The sequence below is a fragment of the Leclercia sp. AS011 genome (assembly GCF_037152535.1).
In the GTDB taxonomy this organism is placed as follows: Bacteria; Pseudomonadota; Gammaproteobacteria; order Enterobacterales; family Enterobacteriaceae; genus Enterobacter.
Genome location: NZ_JBBCMA010000001.1, coordinates 255,483 through 279,340 on the forward strand (window position 1 = coordinate 255,483; position 23,858 = coordinate 279,340).

22 protein-coding genes are annotated in these 23,858 nt (G+C 56.0%); 18 read left to right on the forward strand and 4 right to left on the reverse strand.

All coding sequences use genetic code 11. The features are described 5' to 3' along the window. Positions 1-14: 14 nt before the first annotated feature. Positions 15-614 carry a 5'-deoxynucleotidase gene (gene yfbR, locus WFO70_RS01180; protein WP_337014213.1) on the reverse strand — a complete coding sequence of 200 codons (600 nt, stop codon included), beginning with the start codon at positions 612-614 and terminating at the stop codon, positions 15-17. Between the two features lie 115 nt (positions 615-729). After that, complete coding sequence (locus WFO70_RS01185; RefSeq protein WP_262663472.1) at positions 730-1,944, reverse strand: pyridoxal phosphate-dependent aminotransferase; 1,215 nt, start codon at positions 1,942-1,944, stop codon at positions 730-732. 947 nt (positions 1,945-2,891) lie between these two features. Here WFO70_RS01185 and lrhA point away from each other — a divergent pair. The 15 genes from lrhA (at position 2,892) to nuoN (ending at position 19,407) form a co-directional block, all read left to right on the forward strand. Next, positions 2,892-3,830 (forward strand): transcriptional regulator LrhA, encoded by a 939-nt coding sequence (gene lrhA / locus WFO70_RS01190; protein ID WP_337014216.1) that lies wholly within the window; start codon positions 2,892-2,894, stop codon positions 3,828-3,830. A gap of 57 nt (positions 3,831-3,887) precedes the next feature. After that, positions 3,888-4,070: a hypothetical protein gene (locus WFO70_RS01195; protein ID WP_337014218.1), complete on the forward strand. Its 183-nt coding sequence runs from the start codon at positions 3,888-3,890 to the stop codon at positions 4,068-4,070. 393 nt (positions 4,071-4,463) lie between these two features. Continuing rightward, entirely contained in the window at positions 4,464-4,904 is a 441-nt protein-coding gene (gene nuoA / locus WFO70_RS01200; protein ID WP_032612789.1) for an NADH-quinone oxidoreductase subunit NuoA, read from the forward strand. A gap of 15 nt (positions 4,905-4,919) precedes the next feature. Then, positions 4,920-5,594, forward strand: a complete 675-nt coding sequence (gene nuoB, locus WFO70_RS01205) for an NADH-quinone oxidoreductase subunit NuoB (RefSeq protein WP_032612787.1) — start codon at positions 4,920-4,922, stop codon at positions 5,592-5,594. Positions 5,595-5,683: 89 nt separating this feature from the next. Further along, positions 5,684-7,486, forward strand: coding sequence for an NADH-quinone oxidoreductase subunit C/D (nuoC, locus tag WFO70_RS01210; RefSeq protein WP_114144824.1), 1,803 nt, complete (start codon positions 5,684-5,686; stop codon positions 7,484-7,486). Between the two features lie 2 nt (positions 7,487-7,488). Continuing rightward, positions 7,489-7,989 carry an NADH-quinone oxidoreductase subunit NuoE gene (gene nuoE / locus WFO70_RS01215; protein WP_014071107.1) on the forward strand — a complete coding sequence of 167 codons (501 nt, stop codon included), beginning with the start codon at positions 7,489-7,491 and terminating at the stop codon, positions 7,987-7,989. Continuing rightward, positions 7,986-9,323 (forward strand): NADH-quinone oxidoreductase subunit NuoF, encoded by a 1,338-nt coding sequence (gene nuoF, locus WFO70_RS01220; protein WP_032612781.1) that lies wholly within the window; start codon positions 7,986-7,988, stop codon positions 9,321-9,323. Before nuoE ends, nuoF begins: the two co-directional genes overlap by 4 nt. Positions 9,324-9,377: 54 nt before the next feature. Next, on the forward strand, positions 9,378-12,104 hold the full coding sequence (gene nuoG / locus WFO70_RS01225) for an NADH-quinone oxidoreductase subunit NuoG (protein ID WP_337014220.1): 2,727 nt from the start codon (positions 9,378-9,380) through the stop codon (positions 12,102-12,104). Then, positions 12,101-13,078 carry an NADH-quinone oxidoreductase subunit NuoH gene (gene nuoH / locus WFO70_RS01230; protein ID WP_039030977.1) on the forward strand — a complete coding sequence of 326 codons (978 nt, stop codon included), beginning with the start codon at positions 12,101-12,103 and terminating at the stop codon, positions 13,076-13,078. The genes nuoG and nuoH overlap by 4 nt, the downstream gene beginning before the upstream one ends. Before the next feature lie 13 nt (positions 13,079-13,091). Further along, positions 13,092-13,634 carry an NADH-quinone oxidoreductase subunit NuoI gene (gene nuoI, locus WFO70_RS01235; RefSeq protein ID WP_003861491.1) on the forward strand — a complete coding sequence of 181 codons (543 nt, stop codon included), beginning with the start codon at positions 13,092-13,094 and terminating at the stop codon, positions 13,632-13,634. 11 nt (positions 13,635-13,645) lie between these two features. After that, complete coding sequence (nuoJ, locus tag WFO70_RS01240) at positions 13,646-14,200, forward strand: NADH-quinone oxidoreductase subunit J (RefSeq protein WP_106996022.1); 555 nt, start codon at positions 13,646-13,648, stop codon at positions 14,198-14,200. Further along, a complete protein-coding gene (nuoK, locus tag WFO70_RS01245; protein WP_032612773.1) occupies positions 14,197-14,499 on the forward strand; it encodes an NADH-quinone oxidoreductase subunit NuoK in 303 nt (100 codons plus the stop codon). The genes nuoJ and nuoK overlap by 4 nt, the downstream gene beginning before the upstream one ends. Continuing rightward, the gene (gene nuoL / locus WFO70_RS01250; RefSeq protein WP_337014226.1) at positions 14,496-16,337 is read left to right on the forward strand and encodes an NADH-quinone oxidoreductase subunit L; all 1,842 of its coding nucleotides are present in this window, start codon (positions 14,496-14,498) and stop codon (positions 16,335-16,337) included. Before nuoK ends, nuoL begins: the two co-directional genes overlap by 4 nt. A 76-nt stretch (positions 16,338-16,413) precedes the next feature. After that, positions 16,414-17,943 carry an NADH-quinone oxidoreductase subunit M gene (nuoM, locus tag WFO70_RS01255; RefSeq protein ID WP_032612768.1) on the forward strand — a complete coding sequence of 510 codons (1,530 nt, stop codon included), beginning with the start codon at positions 16,414-16,416 and terminating at the stop codon, positions 17,941-17,943. Positions 17,944-17,949: 6 nt separating this feature from the next. Beyond that, positions 17,950-19,407, forward strand: a complete 1,458-nt coding sequence (gene nuoN, locus WFO70_RS01260) for an NADH-quinone oxidoreductase subunit NuoN (protein WP_337014228.1) — start codon at positions 17,950-17,952, stop codon at positions 19,405-19,407. Between the two features lie 112 nt (positions 19,408-19,519). Here nuoN and WFO70_RS01265 read toward each other — a convergent pair whose 3' ends face one another. Both WFO70_RS01265 and rnz read right to left on the reverse strand, forming a co-directional pair. After that, positions 19,520-20,524 carry a chemotaxis protein gene (locus WFO70_RS01265; protein ID WP_337014230.1) on the reverse strand — a complete coding sequence of 335 codons (1,005 nt, stop codon included), beginning with the start codon at positions 20,522-20,524 and terminating at the stop codon, positions 19,520-19,522. Positions 20,525-20,590: 66 nt separating this feature from the next. Continuing rightward, a complete protein-coding gene (rnz, locus tag WFO70_RS01270; protein ID WP_337014232.1) occupies positions 20,591-21,508 on the reverse strand; it encodes a ribonuclease Z in 918 nt (305 codons plus the stop codon). A 73-nt stretch (positions 21,509-21,581) separates the two neighbouring features. On the opposite strand from rnz, the gene WFO70_RS01275 reads away from it, so the two are divergent. The 3 genes from WFO70_RS01275 to menF all read left to right on the forward strand — a co-directional run bounded on the left by WFO70_RS01275 (position 21,582) and on the right by menF (position 23,805). Next, entirely contained in the window at positions 21,582-22,043 is a 462-nt protein-coding gene (locus WFO70_RS01275; protein WP_337014234.1) for a GNAT family N-acetyltransferase, read from the forward strand. A gap of 62 nt (positions 22,044-22,105) precedes the next feature. Then, positions 22,106-22,411, forward strand: a complete 306-nt coding sequence (gene elaB / locus WFO70_RS01280) for a stress response protein ElaB (protein WP_142486542.1) — start codon at positions 22,106-22,108, stop codon at positions 22,409-22,411. Between the two features lie 98 nt (positions 22,412-22,509). After that, entirely contained in the window at positions 22,510-23,805 is a 1,296-nt protein-coding gene (gene menF / locus WFO70_RS01285) for an isochorismate synthase MenF (RefSeq protein ID WP_337014237.1), read from the forward strand. Positions 23,806-23,858 lie beyond the last annotated feature (53 nt).

Here is a 23,858-nt window from a genome sequence, read left to right on the forward strand (position 1 = left end):
CCACCCGGCAAAAACTACAACGGTGAATCCTGACTGATCTCATCCAGCGACAGCTGGAAGCTCGGGACAAACATTTCCATAAAGTAGTCCATCTCCTCGCTGCGGCGCGCTTCGAGCGTCTTTTCCAGGCGGGTTTTGGCCAGTAAAAACTCGTGATTGCCGGCAGAGAGCTCTTCCAGACATTTCAGGTAGGCGCAGAGCGCGTCGGCCTGCTTGACAATCAAACGCTCCTCTTCGCTGTAGCTCTGCTCGTCAATCAGCGGCTCGAAGATATCCCGCAGCTCATCCGGCACCATATCGACCAGCTTTTGCTGGGCGATTTTTTCAATCGCTTTGTACTCCTGAGCAATTTGCGAATTGAAGTATTTCACCGGGGTTGGCAGGTCGCCCGTCAGCACCTCGGAGGCATCATGGTACATCGCCAGCAGGGCGATACGTTCGGCATTGACCTGACCGTTGAACTTGCGGTTTTTGATCGCCGCCAGCGCGTGGGCGACCATAGCAACCTGCAGGCTATGCTCGGAGACATTCTCGGTGCGCACGTTACGCATCAGCGGCCAGCGGTTAATCAGTTTGAGGCGGGAAAGATGGGCGAAGAAATGACTCTGACTCATAAGTTACCTTTTGGCTTGCACAGCGACAGGTTTCATTGTGAGGGGAGGGGAAGTGAGATGCAAATGCGGGTTTTTGTAGGCCGGGTAAGCGAAGCGCCACCCGGCATTAAAGTCGTTACTGATGGTAGCCGCCGAGGAAACGGCCGAAGCGGCTGATGGCCATCTCCAGCTCATCCTCACGCGGCAGCGTAACGATGCGCACGTGGTCCGGCCACGGCCAGTTGAATGCGGTACCCTGCACCAGCAGCACTTTTTCCTGCAGCAGGAAGTCGAGCACCATCTTCTGGTCGTCAAAGATGTTGAAGCGCTTGATATCAATTTTCGGGAACATATAGAGCGCGCCGTTTGGCTTCACGCAGGAGACGCCCGGAATATCGTTGATGAGCTCCCATGCGCGTTGACGCTGCTCATACAGACGCCCACCGGGTACGATAAATTCACTGATGCTCTGATAGCCACCCAGCGCCGTCTGGATCGCATGCTGGGCCGGGACGTTGGCGCACAGGCGCATCGAGGCCAGCATCTCCAGACCTTCGATATAGCCTCGGGCGTGTTTCTTCGGCCCGTTCAGCACCATCCAGCCCTGACGGAAACCGGCGACACGGTAGGTTTTCGACAGGCCGTTAAAGGTTACGGTCAGCAGATCCGGTGCCAGCGCGGCGATGCAGTGATGCTGTGCCGCGTCGTACAAAATTTTGTCGTAAATCTCGTCTGCGAAGATGATCAGGTTATGCTGGCGGGCCAGCTCGACAATCTCCAGCAGCAGCTCTTTGGAATAGACAGCGCCGGTCGGGTTGTTCGGGTTAATGATGACGATCCCACGGGTACGCGGGGTAATTTTAGCGCGGATATCATCCAGATCCGGGAACCAGTCAGCTGACTCATCACACAGGTAATGCACTGCTTTACCGCTGGAAAGCGATACCGCAGCGGTCCAGAGCGGGTAATCCGGAGCGGGAACCAGCATTTCATCGCCGCTGTTCAGCAGGGCCTGCATCGCCTGGACGATCAGCTCGGAAACACCGTTACCAATATAGATATCTTCTACAGTCACATCGCGCATGCCCTGCGCCTGATAGTGCTGCATGATGGCTTTACGGGCAGAGTAGAGACCTTTGGAGTCGCTGTAGCCTTGCGCCGTCGGCAGGTTGCGGATCACATCAACCAGAATTTCATCCGGTGCATCAAAACCAAATGGCGCCGGGTTGCCGATATTGAGCTTAAGTACTTTATTACCTTCTTCTTCGAGACGCTTTGCCTCTTTAAGAACCGGGCCACGAATGTCGTAACAAACGTTATCTAACTTGCTGGATTTTTCGATGGGTGACATGAATCTTTGACCTTTTCGCTGTTATTGCTACTTCCTGCCGTGGAAGTCAGCACGAAACAATGTACTCCTCGCTTGGCCGATTTTGAAGCGTTGGCAGAAGAAGATTTTGTTGATTCCCAAAAAGTAACATTGAAGTTTTTAACTCTTTTTTAAGTTTGGTTGCATTTTTAAGGCCATATTTTTGTTGTTATTTGGTGATTTATTTTGGTTGTTGCGTATTAAAATGGATTTTACGCTGTAAAAAAGCCGCGTATTGAGTGACTTAGGGGGGCAGTGCTACAGTTTCCTTCAGGAACTTTTCGTAAAAGCTGAATGAAATGCAGTAGCGTTTACTTGCCTGCCTCTTTAAATAAAGGTTGTCCGTGTGAAAATACTGTTAAGTATAATTAATCATTAAGGTCAGGTTGAATTATTGGTTATTTCCAAATAAAGGCGAAATCGCAACTTTCGTTAATATAAATAAAATTAGTTTAGCGAGTTATCAACCAGGTTAAATCACTGAAAACGCAATAAGACTTATAAATAAAAAGGTTTTAGGGTAAGATGGCTTCGGGTTTAGCGAGGAGAGATAACAGGCCACTGCGGGTCTTGATGCCTGGACCTTTAATAGTTTATTGTTATTGTTAGAATTATCTCTGCCCTGAGAACCTAAGTAACATCATTGCTGCTTAACCTGTACTGCGATAAAGTTGACGTTGGAAATGCATCTTCTTTAATCGAATTTACATCATCCAGCAAACATCTATATATCTCGATCGCTTTTGAGAATAAAAATATCGTCAGATAAGTTGTTTCTGACCACTGATATACCCAGCACAATTACATTATGCAGGCACACTGCCAGACCGGGACGTCAGAAGATCTTGTTCAGAAGGAACTGTATTACTTTTACGCACACAGCTTAAACCCGGGGCAGCTCCGTATGAGCAACCTGTAAGTGAAAAGATATGATTAATGCAAATCGTCCGATACTGAATCTCGACCTCGATCTGCTGAGAACCTTTGTGGCGGTCGCCGATCTGAACACCTTTGCTGCTGCCGCGGCCGCCGTTTGCCGTACCCAATCTGCGGTCAGTCAACAAATGCAACGACTGGAGCAACTGGTGGGTAAAGAGCTTTTTGCCCGTCATGGTCGCAATAAGCTGTTAACGGAACACGGAATTCAGCTGCTGGGTTACGCCAGAAAGATCCTGCGCTTCAATGATGAAGCATGTACATCCCTAATGTTTAGTAATCTGCAGGGTGTCTTAACCTTAGGCGCGTCTGATGAGTCGGCCGATACCATTCTGCCGTTCCTGCTCAATCGTATCAGTTCGGTTTATCCGAAGCTTGCGCTGGACGTCAGGGTTAAACGCAATGCCTTTATGGTTGATATGCTGCAGGAGCAGGAGGTCGATCTGGTGGTCACTACCCACCGCACCGGCCAGTTTGAGAGCCTGACGCTGCGTACGTCACCGACCCACTGGTACTGTGCCGCAGAATTTTCTCTGCAGCGCGGCGAGCCGGTTCCGCTGGTGCTGCTGGACGATCCCAGCCCGTTCCGCGACATCGTGCTGGCCACGCTTAACGCCGCCAACGTGCCATGGCGACTTGCCTATGTCGCCTCTACGCTGCCTGCGGTTCGCGCGGCGGTTAAAGCGGGGCTTGGCGTGACGGCGCGGCCGGTTGAGATGATGAGCCCGGATTTACGCGTATTGGGCAGTGCGGATGGATTGCCTGCGCTGCCGGATACAGAGTACATGCTGTGTCACAATCCGCTCAGCAACAATGAACTGGCGCAGACCATTTTTAACGCCATGGAAAACTACCATAATCCCTGGCAGTACAATAATGTTACCCCGGAAGGGGGGGATGACCCCCTGGTGATTGAGCGCGATTTCGAATAAACGAATCACTAATAATCTGATAACAATTGTTCCAAAGAAAAGGGACCACGGTGGCTGATGACCAGCAAAGTGGTTCCTTTTTTGCATCTGTATCCGCGCAGTTTACCTTTAGTGTTTAACAATCTTGTGGGTTATCAATTTGATAGTTATCAAATCCACAGTGCCCATCCCGTTCTCCCGCTTCTATCCAATGTCAATGGGCATGTTAAAAAAGCAGCAAAGATGTTGCCGTTTTTTTGATTGAATTAACAAAAGCGTGTCACAGATCAAGAAAATACTCCTCTTTGGGGGGAGGAATCGTCGGCAAATCCTGTCAAAATAGGCGGGTAATCTTTGTGTTAGATCACTACGGACTCGATTCAACACCCCAACGCCGGAACGCGCCTCACCGTTTTTTGAGGATAAAGGGCATTAAATGTTAATGAAGTTCGAACAATGTAATCTAATGTGAAGAAACTTTTGTTAAAGTTGACAAAAGGTTATAGAAAGGAGTAAAAAACCACATCATTTTGCTGTCTATGTCTCATTTTTCGACAGTTAGTGTACGGTTATTTGTTCCTCCCCATGAATCGATGTGATGCCCATCTGCCAGAAAGAGCAGGGTTTTCAGGTATCACTTTTGATGAGTAAGCAATGAGTATGTCAACATCCACAGAAGTCATCGCTCATCACTGGGCATTCGCAATCTTTCTTATCGTAGCCATTGGCCTGTGCTGCCTGATGCTAGTCGGCGGCTGGTTCCTCGGCGGTCGCGCCCGGGCAAGGCACAAAAACACGCCATTTGAATCGGGTATCGATTCGGTAGGTACTGCGCGTTTACGCCTGTCCGCCAAGTTCTATCTGGTGGCCATGTTCTTCGTCATCTTTGACGTGGAAGCGCTTTACCTGTTCGCATGGTCGACCTCCATTCGTGAGAGTGGCTGGGTAGGCTTTGTCGAGGCCGCAATTTTCATTTTAGTGTTACTGGCCGGTCTGGTTTATCTGGTGCGTATTGGCGCGCTGGACTGGACACCTGCACGTTCACGCCGTGAACGTATCAACCCGGAAAACAGTATCTCTAATCGTCAGCAGTAACAGCGAGGCAATAAGATGGATTATACGCTCACCCGCATAGATCCTAACGGTGAGAATGACCGTTACCCCCTGCAAAAGCAGGAGATCGTAACCGACCCCCTGGAGCAAGAAGTCAATAAAAGCGTGTACATGGGCAAGCTCGAAAATGCCATGCACGATATGGTCAATTGGGGTCGTAAGAACTCCATCTGGCCATACAACTTTGGCCTTTCTTGCTGCTACGTTGAAATGGTGACGTCATTCACTGCGGTGCATGACGTTGCGCGTTTTGGTGCAGAAGTACTGCGTGCCTCTCCGCGTCAGGCTGACCTGATGGTGGTCGCGGGTACCTGCTTTACCAAAATGGCGCCGGTCATTCAGCGTCTGTACGACCAGATGCTCGAGCCAAAATGGGTTATCTCCATGGGTGCTTGTGCAAACTCTGGCGGCATGTACGACATTTATTCAGTCGTGCAAGGTGTAGATAAGTTCATCCCGGTGGACGTTTACATTCCGGGTTGCCCGCCGCGTCCTGAAGCCTACATGCAGGCTCTGATGCTGTTGCAGGAGTCGATTGGCAAAGAACGCCGTCCGCTCTCCTGGGTCGTGGGCGACCAGGGCGTGTATCGCGCAAACATGCAGTCCGAGCGCGAGCGTAAACGCGGCGAACGTATTGCAGTGACTAATCTGCGTACACCAGACGAAATTTAATTTGCGCCTGTGGGCATGGAGATAACCTTCGCATATCACTATTCAAATAGCGCGAAGCCACGCCCGACAGTCACCACGGACCTTTTGCAATGGTGAACACTATGACCGACTTAACCGCGCAAGACGCCGCCTGGCAAACACGGGATCATCTGGATGACCCGGTCATCGGCGAACTGCGCAACCGTTTTGGGCCGGATGCCTTTACTGTTCAGGCCACCCGCACCGGGGTACCCGTTGTTTGGGTGAAGCGTGAGCAGTTGCTGGAAGTGGTTGATTTCCTCAAGAAATTACCTAAGCCTTACGTCATGCTGTTTGACTTACACGGCATGGACGAACGTCTGCGAACTCACCGCCAGGGTCTCCCTGCTGCGGATTTTTCCGTTTTCTACCACCTGATCTCAATAGACCGCAACACGGATATCATGCTCAAGGTGGCATTGTCTGAAAACGACATGCATCTGCCGACGCTGACGAAACTTTTCCCGAACGCAAACTGGTATGAGCGTGAGACCTGGGAAATGTTTGGCATGACCTTCGACGGTCACCCGCACCTGACGCGCATCATGATGCCACCTACCTGGACCGGTCACCCGCTGCGTAAAGACTACCCGGCGCGCGCCACCGAATTCGACCCGTTTGAGCTGACCAAAGCCAAACAGGATCTGGAGATGGAAGCGCTGACCTTCAAGCCGGAAGACTGGGGCATGAAGCGCGGTACCGACAACGAGGACTTCATGTTCCTCAACCTCGGTCCGAACCACCCGTCGGCGCACGGGGCATTCCGTATTATTCTTCAGCTCGATGGCGAAGAGATTGTCGACTGCGTACCGGACATCGGCTACCACCACCGTGGTGCTGAGAAGATGGGCGAGCGTCAGTCCTGGCACAGCTACATTCCGTATACCGACCGTATCGAGTACCTCGGCGGCTGCGTAAACGAAATGCCATACGTGCTGGCCGTTGAGAAACTGGCGGGGATCACCACCCCGGATCGCGTTAACGTGATTCGCGTGATGCTGTCAGAACTGTTCCGTATCAACAGCCACCTGCTGTACATCTCCACGTTCATTCAGGACGTGGGTGCGATGACCCCGGTCTTCTTCGCCTTTACCGATCGTCAGAAAATTTACGATCTGGTGGAAGCGATTACCGGCTTCCGTATGCACCCGGCCTGGTTCCGTATCGGCGGTGTTGCACACGATCTGCCGCGCGGCTGGGACCGTCTGCTGCGTGAATTCCTCGACTGGATGCCGAAACGTCTGGCCTCTTACGAGAAAGCCGCACTGCGTAACACCATCCTGATTGGCCGTTCTAAAGGCGTTGCAGCCTATGGCGCGAAAGAGGCGCTGGAGTGGGGGACAACAGGAGCAGGTCTACGCGCCACCGGTATTGATTTCGACGTGCGTAAAGCCCGTCCTTACTCTGGCTATGAAAACTTCGACTTTGAAGTCCCGGTTGGCGGCGGTGTATCCGACTGCTACACCCGTGTGATGCTGAAAGTGGAAGAGCTGCGCCAGAGTCTGCGCATCCTTGAGCAGTGCCTCAACAACATGCCGGAAGGCCCGTTCAAAGCGGATCACCCGCTGACCACGCCGCCACCGAAAGAGCGCACGCTGCAGCATATCGAAACCCTGATCACGCACTTCCTACAGGTTTCCTGGGGTCCGGTCATGCCGGCGCAAGAATCTTTCCAGATGATCGAAGCGACCAAGGGTATCAACAGTTACTACCTGACCAGCGACGGCAGCACCATGAGCTACCGTACCCGTGTGCGTACGCCAAGCTTCGCGCACCTGCAGCAGATCCCGGCCGCCATCCGCGGCAGTCTGGTCTCCGACCTGATTGTGTATCTGGGTAGTATCGATTTTGTTATGTCAGATGTGGACCGCTAATTATGCACGAGAATCAACAACCACAAACCGAGGCTTTTGAGCTGAGTGAAGCAGAACGTGCCGCCATTGAGCACGAGATGCACCACTACGAAGACCCGCGTGCGGCGTCCATTGAAGCGCTGAAAATCGTACAGAAACAGCGTGGTTGGGTGCCGGATGGGGCGATCTACGAGATCGCAAAAGTGCTGGGTATCCCGGCAAGTGACGTAGAAGGCGTAGCCACGTTCTACAGCCAGATCTTCCGTCAGCCGGTAGGCCGCCATGTGATCCGCTACTGTGACAGCGTTGTCTGTCACATTACCGGTTATCAGGGCATTCAGGCCGCTATCGAGAAAAAACTCGATATCAAGCCAGGGCAGACCACCTTTGATGGTCGTTTTACTCTGCTGCCAACCTGCTGCCTGGGTAACTGCGACAAGGGGCCGACCATGATGATTGATGAGGACACTCACAGCCATCTGACGCCGGAAGCCATTCCTGACCTGCTGGAGCAGTACAAATGAAAACAGTAATTCGTACTGCTGAGACGCATCCGCTGACCTGGCGTCTGCGCGATGACAAACAGCCGGTATGGCTTGAAGAATACCAGAGCAAAAACGGCTATGCCGGGGCGCGTAAAGCCCTGGGCGGTATGGCGCCGGATGAGATCGTGAATGCGGTTAAAGACGCTGGCCTGAAAGGGCGCGGCGGCGCAGGCTTTTCCACCGGTCTGAAGTGGAGCCTGATGCCGAAAGACGAATCTATGAACATCCGTTACCTGCTGTGTAACGCCGATGAGATGGAGCCGGGCACCTATAAAGACCGCCTGCTGATGGAGCAGCTGCCACACCTGCTGGTGGAAGGCATGCTAATCTCCGCGTTTGCGCTGAAAGCCTACCGCGGCTACATCTTCCTGCGCGGCGAGTACATCGAAGCGGCAGAGAACCTGCGTCGCGCGATTGCCGAAGCCACCGAAGCGGGCCTGCTGGGTAAAAACATCCTGGGCACCGGCTTTGACTTCGAGCTGTTCGTGCACACCGGTGCCGGGCGTTATATCTGCGGTGAAGAGACCGCGCTGATTAACTCCCTGGAAGGCCGCCGTGCCAACCCGCGTTCCAAGCCACCGTTCCCGGCAAGCTCCGGCGTATGGGGTAAACCGACCTGCGTAAACAACGTCGAAACCCTGTGTAACGTTCCGGCGATCCTCGCTAACGGCGTGGAGTGGTATCAGGGCATCTCCTCAAGCAAAGATGCCGGTACCAAGCTGATGGGCTTCTCCGGTCGCGTGAAGAACCCGGGCGTCTGGGAACTGCCGTTTGGCACCACCGCACGTGAAATTCTTGAAGACTATGCCGGCGGCATGCGTGACGGTCTGAAATTCAAAGCCTGGCAGCCGGGTGGGGCAGGGACAGACTTCCTGACCGAAGCCCACCTTGACCTGCCAATGGAATTCGAAAGCATTGGTAAAGCAGGCAGCCGTCTGGGTACGGCGCTGGCGATGGCCGTCGACCACGAGATCGGCATGGTGTCGCTGGTGCGTAACCTGGAAGAGTTCTTTGCCCGCGAGTCCTGCGGCTGGTGTACACCGTGCCGTGACGGTCTGCCGTGGAGCGTGAAGATCCTGCGTGCTATCGAACGTGGCGAAGGCCAGCCTGGCGATATCGAGACACTTGAGCAACTGTGTCGATTCCTGGGCCCGGGTAAAACCTTCTGTGCGCATGCGCCAGGTGCGGTCGAGCCACTGCAAAGCGCGATTAAATATTTCCGCGACGAATTCGAAGCAGGCATCAAGCAGCCGTTCAGCAATACCCATTCAATCAATGGTATTCAGCCGAACCTGCTGAAAGCGCGCTGGTAAAAACAGAATTTTGATTAACGCTCGGTTTCGACCGAGCCAACTGGAAGCATGCTAATGGCTACGATTCATGTAGACGGCAAAGAATACGAGGTCAACGGCGCGGACAACCTGCTGGAAGCTTGTCTGTCCCTCGGCCTTGATATTCCGTATTTTTGCTGGCATCCGGCGCTGGGGAGCGTCGGTGCTTGCCGCCAGTGTGCGGTGAAGCAATATCAAAACGCGGAAGACACGCGTGGTCGCCTGGTGATGTCCTGTATGACACCAGCCACCGAAGGTACCTTTATTTCTATCGACGACGCGGAAGCCAAACAGTTCCGTGAAAGCGTGGTGGAGTGGTTAATGACCAACCACCCGCACGATTGTCCGGTCTGTGAAGAGGGCGGTAACTGCCACCTTCAGGATATGACCGTGATGACCGGGCACAGCTTCCGTCGCTATCGCTTTACCAAGCGTACCCACCGTAACCAGGACCTGGGGCCGTTCATCTCTCACGAAATGAACCGCTGCATCGCCTGTTACCGCTGCGTGCGTTACTACAAAGATTATGCCGACGGCGAAGATCTGGGCGTCTATGGCGCACATGACAACGTCTACTTCGGTCGTCCGGAAGATGGCACCCTGGAGAGCGAATTCTCCGGTAACCTGGTGGAAATCTGCCCGACCGGCGTCTTCACCGATAAAACCCACTCCGAGCGTTACAACCGTAAGTGGGACATGCAGTTTGCGCCAAGCATCTGCCAGCAGTGTTCCCTCGGCTGTAACACCAGCCCGGGTGAACGCTACGGCGAACTGCGTCGTATCGAAAACCGTTACAACGGTACCGTTAACCACTACTTCCTCTGCGACCGCGGTCGTTTCGGCTATGGCTATGTGAACCTGAAAGACCGTCCGCGTCAGCCGGTTCAGCGCCGTGGCGACGACGTCATCACCCTGAACGCCGAGCAGGCGATGCAGGGCGCGGCAGATATTCTGCGTCAGTCGAAGAAAGTGATCGGTATCGGCTCCCCGCGCGCCAGCATCGAAAGCAACTTCGCGCTGCGTGAACTGGTGGGTGCGGATAACTTCTACACCGGTATCGCCCAGGGCGAGCAGGAACGTCTGCAGCTGGTGCTGAAAGTGCTGCGCGAAGGTGGAGTTCATACTCCGGCCCTGCGCGAAATCGAATCTTATGATGCTGTGCTGATCCTGGGCGAAGATTTGACCCAGACCGGCGCTCGCGCGGCCCTGGCGGTTCGTCAGGCGGTGAAAGGTAAAGCACGTGAAATGGCAGCGGCCCAGAAAGTGGCTGACTGGCAGATCGCGGCGATCCTGAACATCGGTCAGCGCGCCAAGCATCCGCTGTTTGTAACTAACGTCGACAACACCCGTCTGGACGATATCGCGGCCTGGACCTACCGTGCTCCGGTTGAAGATCAGGCGCGTCTTGGCTTTGCTATCGCTCACGCGCTGGACAACAGCGCCCCGGCCGTTGAAGGCCTGGATCGCGATCTGCAGAACAAGGTTGATGTGATCGTACAGGCGCTGGCCGGTGCGAAGAAACCTCTGATCATTTCCGGAACTAACGCCGGTAGCGCAGAGATCATCGAAGCGGCAGCCAACGTGGCTAAAGCTTTGAAAGGTCGCGGTGCCGACGTCGGCGTGACCATGATTGCCCGTGCGGTGAACAGCATCGGTCTGGGCATGATTGGCGGCGGCTCTCTGGAAGCGGCGTTAAGCGAACTGGAATCCGGTGCCGCTGACGCTGTGGTGGTGCTGGAAAACGATCTGCATCGTCATGCTTCTGCCGCTCGCGTTGATGCCGCGCTCGCCAAAGCGCCGCTGGTGATGGTGATTGATCATCAGCGTACAGCGATCATGGACAAAGCGCACCTGGTGCTCTCTGCGGCAAGCTTCGCAGAAAGCGACGGTACCGTTGTGAACAACGAAGGCCGTGCTCAGCGTTTCTTCCAGGTTTATGACCCGGCCTACTACGACAACAGCATTGTGATGCTGGAAAGCTGGCGCTGGCTGCACTCCCTGCACAGCACCGTGCTGAGCCGTGAAGTGGACTGGACCCAGCTCGACCACGTGATCGACGCTGCCGTGGCAAAACTGCCGCAGCTGGCAGGCATTAAAGATGCGGCACCGGAAGCGAGCTTCCGTATTCGCGGCCAGAAACTTGCCCGTGAACCGCACCGCTACAGTGGCCGTACCGCAATGCGTGCCAACATCAGCGTGCATGAACCGCGTCAGCCGCAGGACAAAGACACCATGTTCGCCTTCTCAATGGAAGGGAACAACCAGCCGTCTGCACCGCGTTCACAAATCCCATTCGCATGGGCGCCAGGCTGGAACTCCCCGCAGGCATGGAACAAGTTCCAGGCTGAAGTGGGCGGTTCCCTGCGTCACGGCGATCCGGGCGTGCGTCTGATTGAAGCCTCCGAAACCGGTCTGGAGTTCTTCTCCACCGTGCCGGCAAGCTTCCAGGCGGAAGAGGGCAACTGGCGTATTGCGCCGTACTACCATCTGTTTGGTAGCGACGAGCTGTCCCAGCGTTCCCCGGTGTTCCAGACCCGTATGCCGCAGCCGTACATCAAGCTTAACCCGGCGGATGCCGCGAAGCTTGGCGTGAACACAGGCGCGAACATCAGCTTTAGCTACGAAGGCCAGACCATCAGCCTGCCGCTGATTATCTCTGAAGGTCTGACAGCAGGGCAGGTGGGTCTGCCGATGGGTATGCCTGGCATCGCGCCGGTACTGGCGGGTGCGCGTCTTGATAACCTGCAGGAGGCAAAAGCATGAGTTGGTTAACGCCGGATCTTATCGACATCCTGCTGAGCATCCTGAAAGCGGTTGTTATTCTGCTGGTGGTGGTCACCTGCGGCGCGTTCATGAGCTTTGGTGAACGTCGTCTGCTCGGTCTGTTCCAGAACCGTTACGGACCGAACCGCGTGGGCTGGGGTGGTTCACTCCAGCTGGTCGCGGACATGATCAAGATGTTCTTTAAAGAGGACTGGATCCCGCGCTTCTCGGATCGCGTGATCTTTACTCTGGCCCCAATGATCGCCTTTACCTCGCTGCTGCTGGCGTTTGCTATCGTTCCGGTCAGCCCGACCTGGGTTGTAGCGGATCTGAACATCGGGATCCTGTTCTTCCTGATGATGGCAGGCCTTGCGGTTTACGCGGTGCTGTTCGCCGGCTGGTCCAGTAACAATAAATACTCCCTGCTGGGGGCGATGCGTGCGTCTGCGCAGACCCTGAGCTACGAAGTGTTCCTGGGTCTCTCCCTGATGGGCGTGGTGGCGCAGGCCGGTTCATTCAACATGACCGACATCGTCAACAACCAGGCCGACATCTGGAACGTCATCCCGCAGTTCTTTGGGTTTGTGACCTTTGCGATCGCGGGCGTGGCGGTGTGTCACCGTCACCCGTTTGACCAGCCAGAAGCCGAGCAGGAACTGGCCGACGGTTACCACATCGAATATTCCGGTATGAAGTTCGGTCTGTTCTTCGTGGGCGAGTACATCGGTATCGTCACCATTTCCGCGCTGATGGTCACGCTGTTCTTTGGCGGCTGGCATGGCCCGTTCTTACCGCCGTTCATCTGGTTCGCGCTGAAAACCGCGTTCTTCATGATGATGTTCATTTTGATTCGCGCAGCGTTACCGCGTCCACGTTATGACCAGGTAATGTCCTTCGGCTGGAAAGTGTGCCTGCCGCTGACGCTCGTCAACTTGTTGGTAACGGCGGCTGTCATTCTCTGGCAGCAGCCATAAGGGGCTTTAGACCATGACCTTGAAAGAATTATTGGTAGGTTTCGGCACCCAGGTACGCAGTATCTGGATGATCGGCCTGCACGCGTTTGCCAAACGCGAAACCCGGATGTACCCGGAAGAGCCGGTATATCTGCCGCCGCGCTACCGTGGCCGTATCGTGCTGACGCGCGATCCGGACGGTTCTGAGCGCTGCGTTGCCTGTAACCTGTGTGCGGTAGCCTGTCCGGTCGGCTGTATCTCTCTGCAAAAAGCCGAGACGGTAGACGGTCGCTGGTACCCGGAGTTCTTCCGCATTAACTTCTCACGCTGCATCTTCTGCGGTCTGTGTGAAGAAGCGTGCCCAACCACGGCGATTCAGTTGACCCCGGACTTCGAGCTGGGCGAGTACAAGCGTCAGGATCTGGTGTACGAGAAAGAGGATCTGCTGATTTCCGGTCCGGGCAAATACCCGGAATATAACTTCTACCGGATGGCGGGTATGGCAATCGACGGCAAAGATAAGGGCGAAGCAGAGAACGAAGCCAAGCCTATCGACGTCAAGAGCCTGTTACCGTAAGGAGAGGGGCAATGGAATTCGCTTTTTATATCTGTGGCCTGATCGCCATCCTGGCTACGCTGCGAGTGATTACGCACACCAACCCGGTGCATGCGCTGCTCTATTTAATCATTTCGCTGCTGGCCATTTCCGGGGTGTTCTTTGCGCTGGGCGCACATTTTGCCGGTGCGCTTGAAATCATCGTTTACGCCGGTGCCATCATGGTGCTGTTCGTCTTTGTGGTGATGATGCTGAACCTCGGCGGCTCGGAAATCGAACAGGAACGTCAGTGGTTAAAACCGCAGGTTTGGATTGGTCCGGCAATTCTGTCGGCCATCATGCTGGCGGTGATCGTTTACGCCATTCTGGGTGTCAACGACCAGGGTATCGACGGTACGCCAATCAGCGCCAAAGCGGTGGGTATTACCCTGTTTGGGCCATACGTACTGGCGGTTGAACTGGCCTCGATGCTGCTGCTGGCAGGCCTGGTTGTCGCCTTCCACGTCGGTCGCGAAGAGCGTGCTGGCGAGGTGCTGAGCAACCGCAAGGACGACAGCGCGAAAAGAAAAACGGAGGAACGCGCATGATCCCTTTACAACACGGACTGATCCTCGCCGCGATTTTATTCGTGCTGGGCTTAACCGGTCTGGTTATCCGCCGCAATCTGCTGTTTATGCTGATTGGCCTGGAGATCATGATCAACGCTGCCGCGCTGGCCTTTGTGGTCGCCGGTAGCTACTGGGGCCAGACCGATGGTCAGGTGATGTACATTCTCGCCATCAGCCTTGCGGCTGCCGAAGCGAGTATTGGCCTGGCGCTGTTACTGCAGCTCCACCGTCGCCGCCAGAACCTGAACATCGATTCAGTAAGTGAGTTGCGTGGATGAACATGCTTGCCTTAACCATTATTTTTCCGCTGATTGGCTTCCTGCTGCTGGCGTTTTCTCGCGGCCGCTGGTCTGAGAATCTGTCTGCCACTGTGGGCATGGGCTCTATTGGTCTGGCTGCGCTGGTGACGGCGTATGCGGGTATCGACTTCTTTAACAACGGACGTCAGCCATTCAGCGTGCCGCTGTGGACCTGGATGTCGGTCGGTGATTTCAACATCGGCTTCAACCTGGTGCTGGATGGTCTGTCTCTGACCATGCTCTCCGTGGTGACCGGCGTGGGCTTCCTGATCCACATGTTCGCCTCCTGGTACATGCGCGGTGAAGAGGGTTACTCCCGCTTCTTCGCCTACACCAACCTGTTCATCGCCAGCATGGTAGTTCTGGTGCTGGCCGATAACCTGCTGCTGATGTATCTCGGCTGGGAAGGCGTGGGTCTCTGTTCTTACCTGCTGATCGGTTTCTACTACACCGATCCGAAGAATGGCGCAGCGGCCATGAAAGCGTTCGTCGTGACCCGCGTGGGTGACGTCTTCCTCGCCTTCGCGCTGTTCATTCTCTACAACGAACTGGGCACGCTGAACTTCCGCGAAATGGTGGAACTGGCGCCGGCGCACTTCGAAGCAGGCAACAACATGCTGTGGTGGGCAACCCTGATGCTGCTGGGTGGTGCTGTGGGTAAATCCGCGCAGCTGCCGTTGCAGACCTGGCTTGCCGACGCGATGGCGGGTCCAACCCCTGTCTCCGCGCTGATCCACGCCGCGACCATGGTTACCGCCGGTGTTTACCTGATTGCGCGTACCCACGGTCTGTTCCTGATGACCCCGGAAATCCTGCACCTGGTAGGTATCGTTGGTGCGGTAACGCTGGTGCTGGCAGGCTTTGCCGCGCTGGTACAAACCGACATCAAACGCGTTCTCGCTTACTCCACCATGAGCCAGATTGGCTACATGTTCCTGGCGCTGGGCGTTCAGGCGTGGGACGCGGCGATTTTCCATCTGATGACGCACGCGTTCTTTAAAGCGCTGCTGTTCCTCTCGTCCGGTTCGGTGATCCTCGCCTGCCACCACGAGCAGAACATCTTCAAGATGGGCGGTCTGCGCAAATCTATTCCGCTGGTTTACGTCTGCTTCCTGGTGGGCGGCGCGGCGCTGGCGGCACTGCCGCTGATCACCGCGGGCTTCTTCAGTAAGGACGAAATCCTGGCGGGCGCCATGGCGAATGGTCATATCAATCTGATGGTTGCGGGTCTGGTCGGTGCATTCATGACCTCCCTGTACACCTTCCGTATGATTTTCATCGTCTTCCACGGTAAAGAACAAATTCACGCTCACGCAGGGAAGGGGATCACCCACCACCTGCCGCTGATTGTGCTGCTGGTACTCTCCACCTTCGTTGGCGCGATGATTGTGCCACCGCTGCAGGGCGTACTGCCGGCAACAACCGAGCTGGAGCACGGTCACGTTCTGACGCTTGAAATCACCTCGGGTGTGGTCGCTATCGCGGGCATCCTGATTGCAGCCTGGCTGTGGCTCGGTAAACGTACGCTGGTGACTGCCGTTGCCAACAGTGCGCCGGGACGTCTGCTGGGTACCTGGTGGTACAACGCGTGGGGCTTCGACTGGCTGTACGACATGATCTTCGTGAAACCTTTCCTCGGCATTGCGTGGCTGATTAAACGCGATCCGCTGAACTCACTGATGAACACCCCGGCGATCCTCTCCCGCTTTGCAGGTAAAGGCCTGCTGTTCAGCGAGAACGGGTATCTGCGCTGGTATGTGGCGTCCATGAGCATCGGTGCGGTTGTGGTGCTGGCGCTGCTGATGGTGTTGCGTTGATCGTTAAGTGAATTTAATTCGAATTCGTTGAAAATCAGGCCCCTGCTGGGGGCCTTAAAAAGGAATGCAAATCGCCATGTTACTACCCTGGCTAATATTAATTCCCTTTATCGGTGGGTTCCTGTGCTGGCAGACCGAACGCTTTGGCGTGAAGATGCCGCGCTGGATTGCGCTGATCACCATGGGATTGACGCTTGCGCTTGGCCTGCAACTCTGGTTGCAGGGCGGCTACTCTCTGACCCAGTCCGCGGGGATCCCGCAGTGGCAGTCTGAATTCATTCTGCCGTGGATCCCGCGTTTCGGTATCACTATTCACCTGGCGATTGATGGTCTGTCGCTGCTGATGGTGGTTCTGACCGGTCTGCTCGGCGTTCTGGCGGTACTGTGCTCCTGGCGAGAAATCGAAAAATACCAGGGCTTCTTCCACCTGAACCTGATGTGGATCCTGGGCGGCGTTATCGGCGTGTTCCTTGCCATCGACATGTTCCTGTTCTTCTTCTTCTGGGAGATGATGCTGGTGCCGATGTACTTCCTGATCGCGCTGTGGGGCCATAAGGCGTCCGACGGTAAAACGCGTATCACGGCGGCCACCAAGTTCTTCATCTATACCCAGGCGAGCGGTCTGGTGATGTTGATTGCCATCCTGGCGCTGGTGTTTGTGCACTACAACGCGACCGGTGTCTGGACCTTCAACTATCAGGATCTGCTGAAGACCCCGATGTCTCACGGTGTTGAATACCTGCTGATGCTGGGCTTCTTCATCGCGTTTGCGGTGAAAATGCCGGTGGTGCCACTGCACGGCTGGCTGCCGGATGCGCACTCCCAGGCACCCACGGCGGGTTCCGTTGACCTGGCGGGCATCCTGCTGAAAACGGCGGCCTACGGTCTGCTGCGTTTCGCCCTGCCGCTGTTCCCGAATGCCTCCGCAGAGTTCGCGCCAATTGCCATGTGGCTGGGTGTGATCGGTATCTTCTACGGTGCCTGGATGGCCTTCACGCAGTACGACATCAAACGTCTGATTGCCTACACCTCCGTATCCCACATGGGCTTCGTGCTGATTGCGATCTACACCGGCAGCCAGCTGGCGTACCAGGGCGCGGTGATCCAGATGATTGCCCACGGTCTGTCCGCAGCCGGTCTCTTCATCCTGTGTGGTCAGCTGTATGAACGTCTGCACACCCGTGACATGCGTCAGATGGGCGGTCTGTGGGGCAAAATGAAATGGCTGCCAGCGATGTCGATGTTCTTCGCGGTTGCCACCCTGGGGATGCCGGGTACCGGTAACTTCGTCGGCGAATTTATGATTCTGTTCGGCAGCTTCAAAGTGGTTCCGATGATTACCGTCATCTCCACCTTTGGTCTGGTGTTCGCTTCCGTCTACTCGCTGGCGATGCTGCACCGCGCTTACTTCGGTAAAGCGAAGAGTGAAATCGCTGCCAAAGAGCTGCCGGGGATGTCGCTGCGCGAGCTGTTCATCATCCTGCTGCTGGTCGTACTGCTGGTGCTGCTGGGCTTCTATCCGCAGCCGATTCTGGATACTTCGCACTCCGCGATGGGTAACATCCAGCAGTGGTTTGTTAATTCTGCTTCTACTACAAGGCCGTAAATCGCCATGACAATAACTCCACAACAACTGATTGCGCTGCTACCGCTGCTGATCGTCGGATTGACGGTGGTGGTTGTGATGCTCTCCATTGCGTGGCGACGCAATCACTTCCTGAATGCCACGCTGGCGGTTCTGGGTCTGAACGCTGCGTTAGTCTCCCTCTGGTTTGTTGGCCAGGCGGGTGCGATGGATGTCACTCCGCTGATGCGCGTTGACGGCTTCGCCATGCTGTACACCGGGCTGGTGCTGTTAGCCAGCCTGGCGACCTGTACCTTCGCTTACCCGTGGCTGGAAGGCTACAACGACAACCGGGAAGAGTTTTACCTGCTGGTTCTGATTGCTGCCCTCGGCGGTATTCTGCTGGCGAATGCGAACCATCTGGCAGCGCTGTTCCTCGGTATTGAGCTGATCTCTCTGCCGCTGTTCGGCCTGATTGGTTATGCCTTCCGTCAGAAGCGCTCTCTGGAAGCGAGTATCAAGTATACGATCCTGTCTGCTGCTGCTTCGTCCTTCCTGCTGTTTGGTATTGCGCTGATCTACGCTCAGTCCGGTAACCTCTCCTTCATGGCGCTCGGCAAGAGCCTCGGCGACGGCATGCTGCACGAGCCGCTGCTGCTGGCGGGTCTGGGCATGATGATTGTTGGCCTCGGCTTTAAACTCTCTCTGGTGCCGTTCCACCTGTGGACGCCAGACGTTTACCAGGGTGCGCCCGCGCCGGTATCCACCTTCCTGGCGACGGCGAGCAAAATCGCTATCTTCGGCGTGGTGATGCGTCTGTTCCTGTACGCGCCGGTGGGTGACAGCGAAGCGGTGCGTGTGGTTCTGGGTATTATTGCCTTCGTCTCCATCATCTTCGGTAACCTGATGGCGCTGAGCCAGACCAACATCAAGCGTCTGCTCGGTTACTCCTCCATCTCGCACCTCGGCTACCTGATGGTGGCGCTGATTGCGCTCCAGAGCGGTCAGATGTCCATGGAAACCGTTGGCGTCTATCTGGCCGGTTACCTGTTCAGCAGCCTCGGCGCGTTCGGCGTGGTGAGCCTGATGTCCAGCCCGTACCGTGGCCCGGATGCAGATTCACTCTTCTCCTACCGTGGTCTGTTCTGGCACCGTCCAATCCTGTCTGCGGTCATGACCGTGATGATGCTGTCGCTGGCGGGTATCCCGATGACGCTGGGCTTTATCGGTAAGTTCTACGTGCTGGCCGTCGGTGTGCAGGCGGGTCTGTGGTGGCTGACGGCGGGTGTCGTTATCGGCTCCGCGATTGGTCTCTACTACTATCTGCGCGTTGCCGTGAGCCTGTACCTGAGTGCGCCTCAGCAGCTCAACCGCGATGCACCAACCAACTGGCAGTACAGCGCCGGGGGTATTGTGGTGCTGATCTCCGCGCTGCTGGTGCTGATCTTCGGTATCTATCCGCAGCCGCTGATCACCATCGTGCAGCACGCGATGCCGCTGATGTAAAAACAAAAAACCCGCCTCGGCGGGTTTTTATTGTCCAGCGGCGCTGCGCTTGCAGGGCCTACGGGGATTGTAGGCCGGGTAAGCGCAGCGCCACCCGGCAAAAAAGCGCTAATCAGGCCAACTGCTTACGACTAATCAACGGCCCATCAATCTTCTTCGTGGCGCGATCCAGCACCTCTTCAATCACCGATGACAGCTCGTTCAGCTCGAACTTCGCCACATAGCCATCCGCTTTCACCTTGCGGATATGATCCTCGTTGGCGTTACCGGAAAGGGAAGAGTGGATCACCACCGGAATGTCCTTCAGGATCGCGTCGGTTTTGATTTTGCGGGTCAGGGTAAAGCCGTCCATCTCCGGCATCTCAAGGTCGGTCAGCACCAGCGCAATTTTATCGGTGATCGGCACGCCTTCCGCCTGAGCCTGCGCCGCCAGGACACCAATCTTCTCCCATGCTTCTTTACCGGTGATATGCATCAGCGCCGGGATCTGCATCGCCTGCAACCCTTTCTCCAGCATAGAGCGCGCCACTTTGGAGTCTTCCGCCACAATCGCCACGGCACCCGGCTTGATATTGAATTTGGTGGTCTTCAGATCGGTGGCATGCAGATCGTGGTTGGCCGGGGTGATGTCATACAGGATCTGCTCCACGTCCAGCACCATCGCCAGATCGTTGGTATCGGTCTTCTCGTCCAGGCAGGCAATGCTGGTGATGTAGCGTCCGCTGACGGCGGTTTCCGCGGCGTGCACCTGCTTCCAGTCCAGACGCATGATGTTCTCGACCGACTCGACGGCAAAGGCCTGTACGCTTCGCGCATATTCGGTGATCAGCAGAATATTCAGTCCCGTGGCCGGCTTGCAGCCTGCCACGGCGGCGAGATCGATAACCGGGATCACCTGGTCACGAATATTGACCATCCCCATCAGGGGGGACTTCATCCCCGCCGGTTTGGTAAAGGCTGGCATAGGCACAATCTCGCGAAGCTTAAAGACGTTGATGCCGAACAGCTCAGATTTGTTTTCATTCAAAGATGTGCCGAGACGAAACAGCAGCAGCTCAAAACGGTTCGACAGGGTCAGATTTGCCCTGTCATCAATGTCTTTCTGGAAGTTATCCATTTTTGCCCCTAAGTGAAAAATACCTGCCTGGTAGAGTTATCGGCAGATTCGGGGAAAACCAGAGCGTTAAACGCGCACCGTCGCAAAATCTTCTGCCAGCTCGCTGTTGGCAAACAGGGTACGGCACTCGGCCAGCAGCATGGCACAGCCCTTGGCGTCATAGCGGGAGCTGACATGGGTGACGATCAGTTTTTTCACCTGCGCCTCGCAGGCAAGCCTTGCCGCCTGATGCGTGGAGCTGTGGCCCCGGCTGTTGGCTTTCTCCTCCATTGCCGCCTCAAGCGTCGCCTCATGCACCAGCAGATCGACGCCCCGGGCCAGCGCGAGGGCATTTTCGCAGGGGGCGGTATCGCCGAAGATGGCCAGCTTCTTACCGGGGCGGGGCGGGGAGAGATAGTCGGCACCGTCAATCGTCCGACCATCGTCCAGAGTTACGCATTCCCCACGTTTAAGCTGCTGGAACAGCGGGCCGAAGGGCACCCCGGCGGCAACGAGCGCCGCACCGTCCAGCGCGCCGGGTTTATCCTGCTCCTCAATGCGATAGCCGTAACACTCCACCGGGTGATTCAGCGCGGCTGCGGTCACGGTATACGCATCATCGCTGAACACCACCCCGGCGCTAATCTCGACAATCTCAAGGGGATAATCGGTCCAGGAACCGCTGATGCGCAGGCTGGTTTCGACAAACTCACGAATGCCAGTGGGGCCGTAGATGGTCAGCGGGTGGATGTTGCCCGCCATCGAGCGACTGCACAGCAGCCCCGGCAGGCCAAAAAGGTGATCGCCGTGCAGATGGGTAATGAAAATTTTATCCAGCTTGCCGGGATGGCTGGCGGTGCGCAGCAGCTGATGCTGCGTCCCTTCGCCGCAGTCAAACATCCACAAACCGCCGCGGGTCGGGTGCTGTAAATCCAGCAGAATTGAGGTGACGTTGCGCGTACGGGTCGGCACGCCAGCGGATGTTCCTAAAAAAAGCAGCTCCATAATGCATTCAGCCTCTGTGCCGGGGACGAAAAGTCATTAGTATAACGGCTACCTACACGATAAGGAGACCCCAATGATCCAGTGGCAAGATCTGCACCATAGCGAGCTGACCGTTCCCACGCTTTATGCGTTACTGCAGCTGCGCTGCGACGTCTTTGTCGTTGAACAAACCTGTCCCTATCAGGACATCGACGGCGAAGACCTGGTGGGGGAGAACCGCCACATCCTCGGCTGGAAAGACAATCAGCTGGTGGCTTATGCGAGGATTCTGAAAAGCGACGACGATTTTTCCCTGGTGGTGATTGGTCGGGTGATTGTCAGCGGCGAGGCGCGGGGCGAAAAGCTCGGCTACGCCCTGCTGGAGCACACGCTGCGATCCTGCGAAAAGTACTGGCCGAACAAGGCGTTATACCTGGGTGCGCAGGCGCATTTGCAGGCTTTTTATGCCCATTTTGGCTTTGCGCCGGTGACCGACATCTACGATGAAGATGGCATCCCGCATATCGGAATGGCGAAAGAGGTCCATCAAGCGTAGCAGGCAGAATCAGCAAGGATTGTCTATAGTTAGCGAACTGATGCAACCACAAGGAGAAAACTATGTCCTTCCAATCTTCGGAAACGCATGTTGATGACGATCTGACGCTGTTAAGTGAAACGCTGGAAGAAGTCCTCCGTTCTTCAGGCGATCCGGCCGATCAAAAATACATTGAGCTGAAGGCGCGTGCCGAACAGGCACTGCACGACGTGAAAACACGCGTCAGCCAGGCGTCGGACACGTATTATTATCGGGCTAAAAAAGCGGTCTATCGTGCAGACGATTATGTCCGTGAAAAACCCTGGCAAGGTATTGGGGTAGGTGCCGCCGCCGGTCTGGTGCTCGGTATTCTTCTCGCCCGCCGTTAACGCTACACACGCACGCTTCTCCCTGCCAAATCGGGGGTACTGCTTTTTCAGGCAACTACCCCGTATAATGTGAGGTTTTTGAGCCGGGAGAAGTTCGCGTGCACTCGATTTCCACCGCGCTGGCAGGCCTTTGCGACCAGCTAGCCGCTAATTTTCCTGATGCGCCTGGCCTGCATCACCTCGATGTCTCTTTTGCGCTCAACGATGCTTTTGACCCGCTTGCCTGGCTGAATGCCCAGCAGTGTTTCCCCCAGTTCTACTGGCAACAGCGTAACGGCGATGAAGAGTACGCCGCTCTGGGATCGACCGAACACTTCTCTTCCCTCTCCACCGCCCGGCATTTTTTACAGCGTTATCCGCAGTGTCCTGACCTTCGGGTTGTCGGCGTGAATGCATTCGATCCCCAGCAGGGCGACCTGTTCCTGCCGCGTCTGCTGTGGCAACGCACCGGCGGAACCGCAATGCTGCGGCTGGTGCTCTGCAGCGCCACCTCGCTGAAAAATGATGCTCAGCGCGCGCGTGACTTTATCCGCTCCCTTGAAGAGAGCCAGCCAGTGGATGCTGTGGTTCAGCCGGTGGTGAGCGAAACTCACCGGCCGGAAAAATCCGGCTGGCTAGCGTTAGTCCGCCGTGCAACCGACGCCATTGCTCAGGGCGAGTTCGACAAAGTGGTACTGGCCCGGGCAACGGATCTGCAGTTCGACCTGCCGCTGAACCCTGCCGCTCTGATGGCCGCCAGCCGACGGGTGAATTTCCAGTGCTACCACTTTTTAATGCGTCCTGATGCCACCCATGCCTTTCTGGGGTCATCGCCGGAGCGGCTGTGGCGGCGGCGCGGAACCCTGCTGCGCACCGAGGCGCTGGCCGGTACGGTCGCCAGCTATCCGGATGATGCGCAGGCCGCGCACCTGGGCGACTGGCTGATGAATGACGATAAAAACCAGCGTGAAAATATGCTGGTGGTTGAGGACATCTGCCAGCGCCTGCAGCGCGAGGGTGGGGTACTTGACGTCCTGCCACCGCAAATCGTGCGTTTGCGTAAGGTCCAGCATTTACGCCGCTGCATCTGGACCGCGCTGCAACAGCCGGACGATGCACAGTGCCTGATGCTACTTCAGCCCACCGCGGCGGTCGCCGGGCTGCCGCGCCAGGCTGCATGGGAGTTTATCGCCCGCAATGAACCCTTCGACCGGGAGTGGTATGCCGGATCCGCCGGGTATCTGTCGTTAGCGCAAAGCGAGTTCTGCGTCGCGCTGCGCTCGGCGAGGGTAGAGAACGCCTGCGTGCGCCTGTACGCCGGGGCGGGGATCGTAAGCGGTTCCGACCCCGAACAGGAGTGGCAGGAGATCGAAAATAAAGCCGCCGGGCTGCGCTCTCTGCTCCTAAAGGATTAATACTGAGTCGTACTTACCCGATTCATATCAAAATTACATCTTTTCCTATTATT